The organism is Arthrobacter sp. Br18 (assembly GCF_000520555.1).
In the GTDB taxonomy this organism is placed as follows: Bacteria; Actinomycetota; Actinomycetes; order Actinomycetales; family Micrococcaceae; genus Arthrobacter_D.
Window position 1 is genome coordinate 147,113 of the sequence record NZ_KI914885.1, and the last position, 3,942, is coordinate 151,054.

General features: G+C 67.9%; 3 protein-coding genes. All 3 read right to left on the reverse strand.

Going from position 1 to position 3,942, the window contains the following annotated elements:
- Nucleotides 1–291, reverse strand: a 291-nt coding sequence (locus tag Y704_RS0114730; protein WP_253904359.1) for an aldolase/citrate lyase family protein, incomplete at its 3' end; no start/stop codon positions are given.
- A 150-nt stretch (nt 292–441) separates the two neighbouring features.
- Nucleotides 442–1,980 (reverse strand): FAD-dependent monooxygenase, encoded by a 1,539-nt coding sequence (locus tag Y704_RS0114735; protein ID WP_026550685.1) that lies wholly within the window; start codon nt 1,978–1,980, stop codon nt 442–444.
- Nucleotides 1,981–2,003: 23 nt separating this feature from the next.
- Complete coding sequence (gene treZ, locus Y704_RS0114740; protein WP_026550686.1) at nt 2,004–3,767, reverse strand: malto-oligosyltrehalose trehalohydrolase; 1,764 nt, start codon at nt 3,765–3,767, stop codon at nt 2,004–2,006.
- Nucleotides 3,768–3,942: the final 175 nt, after the last annotated feature.

The following is a 3,942-nucleotide window of genomic DNA, read 5'->3' on the forward strand; positions in this document are numbered from 1 at the left end:
CGCCGCCGCTACGGCCGACTCGGCCTGCTCCGCTGTGTCGACCAACGGCACGATCACGCCGTCGGCCCCGGCGTCGAGTGCGCGCCCGATGAGCGTAGGGTTGTTCGCCGCCACGCGGACCAGCACGGTGGCCAGGGGGTTCCGCCGCAGGGCGAACACCTCGCGGACGCTGCGGTCGTCGAAGTGTCCGTGCTGCGCATCGAGGCCCAGCCAGTCGAAGCCGGCGTGCTCGAGCTCTGCAGTGGTACGGGCGTCGCCGAGGGTTGCCCACACGCCGGATTTCGTGGTCATGAAGCTATTCTCGCCGATGCTGCCCGAGAAGTTGTGCATCTACGGTGGGTGAACCCGCGTTTCACCCGCCATAACTGCACAAGGTTCCGGAGAAGCGTCGGACGCCCCGCGGACCAGCGGCGAGAACACCCCGGGCAGCCCGAATCGGCGTTAGAACACCGCAGGCAAGGCACCCCGCAGCACTGACACCGCAGAATGGGCCGGGGCCTCCGCCGCAACAAACCCGTCCGGCCGGACGAGGTAGAAGAAGCCCGCCTGCAGACCATTGTCCTGCGCCGCCGGGAACCGATGGACGGGAAGGTTGAGCGACAGCCCGACGGCGTCCACAATGGCGTCGTCCATCGCACCATAGGTGTGCACCTGCCACACGGCCTCGCGCAGCACATCGAAGTTGACGCCGGTCCAGGGTAAACGCCGACCCACCACACGGCCCCGGCGTCCACGGGCCGCGGCCTTCGCCCCAGCGCTCATCCAGTAGTGGATGCGGAGCTGGCCCAGGTATCCTGCCAAGCGGAACGAAATCGGCAGCCGGGGCAGAAGCCGCACGGCCACGGGACCGAACAGCGGGGGCAGCAGCCGGCGGACCAGCCGGACGGGTAGCCGGTGGGAAGTGACCAGTCCGAAGACCCGATCCGTACTGTTGATCAGTCGTTCAGCCACGGGCCGCCGCTCGGCGTCGTACCGGTCCAGAAAGGCATCTCCGGCGCGCCCTGCCAGGACGTCGGCGAGTTTGAGTGCCAGGTTGTGGGCGTCCTGGAGGCCCGTGTTCATGCCCTGCGCACCGACCGGCGAGTGGACATGCCCGGCATCCCCGGCCAGGAACACCGCCCCGTCGCGGAACCGCTCAGCTACCCGGTGGTGGACGCGGTAGGTGGAGAACCACTCCGATTCGCCGTAAGCCACCCCGAAGATCCGCGCGAGCCGTTCCCGGACGATGTGTTCGGAGATGTCCGCGGTGCCGGCCTGCCGGAGCACCCCGATCAGCCGGTGCGTGCTCCGGCCCTCCACGGCGTCCTTCAGCGGGAAGGCAAGCAGGAAGTCCGTCTCCCCGAGCCGCAGGTTGACGTCGCCGCCCACCACTCCGGTAGTGCTGAAGGCATCCACCACGTAGAACGTGTACTCATTGGTGATGCCCAGGAAGGGTATGCCGCGAAGCTTCCGCACGATGGAGGAACCGCCGTCGCAGCCTACGCAGTACCGCGCCTCCACACGACGCGCTCCACCCGGGGTGGAGAGGACGGCACGCACGCCGTCCGCCGAGTCCTCGAGCGAGACGAGGCCCGAGTCCCACAGAACCCGCCCGCCAAGCCGCTCCAGGTTCCGGACGAGGATGCGCTCGTTCCTGCTCTGCTCGAGGAAGTAGATTCCCGGGTAGGGTGTGAGCCCGCTGCCCAGGGCACCGACCGGAACCTCGCCGAAGGATCGTTTTCCATATCCCGGCCGTACCCGCTCGGCGTGCTGCGCCTGATCAAGGACGGTATCGATCACGCCCAGCTGATCGTAGATCTCCATGCTGCGTGACTGCACGCCGAGGGCACGCGACTCGCGCGTGGGCCCCGCTTTTCCGTCGGCAAGAATCACGCGGAAGCCCAGCTTCTGAAGCCAGTTGGCCAGCATGAGCCCAGTGGGGCCCGCACCCACGACCAGGACGTCGGTGGACTGCGGGACCTCCGCGGATTCGCTGGTCATGCTCCCAGTGTAGGACCGGGAAACTACCCTCGGGAGGTCTCGAGGATCAGGCAGCCGTGGGCCGGAAGGGTCGCTGCCGCACCCTCCACCGCAGCACCGTCGACCGTCGAGAGCAGCACTTCCGCTCCCGCCGCCCGCAGCGGTGCGGTGCAGAGCTGGTCGCCCAGATTGAGCACGACGGCGGTCCGCCCCCGGTGGAGAATCAGCCACCGTTCGTCGTCGCTGTACTCCACGGAGATGCTGGTGAAGTCGGGATCCCGCAGGTCCGGGCGGTCGCGGCGCAGCTGGATCAGCGAGCGGTACGTCTCCAGCAGCTGCCCCTGCTCCGGGATCTGGAGTTCGGACCAGTCGAGTTTCGCCGATTCGAACGTGCCGGGATCCTGAGGGTTCGGCACGTCCTCGGGCTTCCATCCCATGCGCTCGAACTCCCGGAGCCGGCCTTCGGCGGTCGCCTTGCCCAGTTCCGGCTCGGGGTGCGAGGTGAAGAACGGCCACGGCGTCTGTGCTCCGTACTCCTCGCCCATGAACAGCATCGGGGTGAAGGGCCCGGCAAGGTTCAGCACGGCAGCCTGGGCGAGCTGAGCGGGGTTCAGCGTGGCGCTGAGGCGGTCGCCCGCGGCGCGGTTCCCGATCTGGTCGTGGTTCTGCGTGCAGACCACCAGCTGTGACGGCATGACGCGCTCGGCGTCGATCTCGCGGCCGTGGTGCCGCTCGCGGAACGACGAGTAGGTCCCGTTGTGGAAGAAGCCCTTCTCCAGAACCTTCGCGAGTGCTCCCACCGAATTGAAGTCGGAGTAGTATCCCTCCGTCTCGCCCGTGAGGTTGACGTGCACCGCGTGGTGGAAGTCATCGCTCCACTGCCCCGCCAGCCCGTACCCGTTGACGTTGCGGGCCTGGATCAGGCGCGGGTTGTTGAGGTCGGATTCGGCGATGAGGAACAGCGGCTTCCCCAGTTCCGCGGCCAGGGCGTCCGTTGCGGCGGCGAAGTCCTCGAGGAGGTGGACCGCGCGCTCGTCATGGAGGGCATGCACGGCGTCGAGGCGCAGGCCGTCCACGTGGTAATCGCGCATCCACATGAGGATGTTCTCGATCACGAAGCGCCGTACCTCGTCGGAGAGCGGTCCGTCAAGGTTCAGCGAATCGCCCCAGGTGTTGGACATGCCCTCGGTGAGGTACGGGCCGAACAGTCCGAGGTAGTTGCCGCTCGGTCCCAGGTGGTTGTGGACCACGTCCTGGATGACACCCAAACCCTTCTGGTGGGCGGCGTCGACGAAGCGCTGGTATGCAGCCGGGCCGCCGTAGGTCTCCTGCACCGCGTACCAGAGCACGCCGTCGTAGCCCCAGTTGTGGGTCCCGTTGAAGGCGTTCACGGGGAGGAGTTCCACGAACTGGATCCCCAGCTCCACGAGGTAGTCGAGACGGTCGATCGCTGCGTCGAGGGTACCCTCGGCGGTGAACGTGCCGAGGTGCAGCTCGTAGATCACACCGCCGTTGAGTCCCGGGGAGGTCCAGCCGGAGTCCTGCCACTCGTGTGCGCCTGGGTCGAAGGTGCGCGAGAGCTCGTGCACCCCTCCCGGCTGGCGGCGCGATCGCGGGTCGGGCACCGGTGTGTCCGAGCCGTTGACGAGGTAGCCGTAGTCGACGTCGGCGGTGGCAGTGGTGGCAGAGACGCCGTCGGGCGCGGTCCACCAGCCGCCGTCGCCCTGGGTCATCTCATGCGTGGCTCCGTCGATCAGAAGTGAGAGCGTCTCGGCGCGCGGCGCCCAGACATTGAACCTGCTGCTCATGATGCATCCTCCTGGACCAGTAGTGCTGCCGGGAAAGTGGAGAAAAGGTCGGCTGCGCGGGCGGTGCCACCGGTCACGGCGGTGCCGGTGATGGCGCAGGCGTAGTTGCCCTCGGGGAGGTGCACCGTGGTGTCGCCCCAGCCGCCGAGCTTCTCGAGCCCGTACGGCAGGCGGG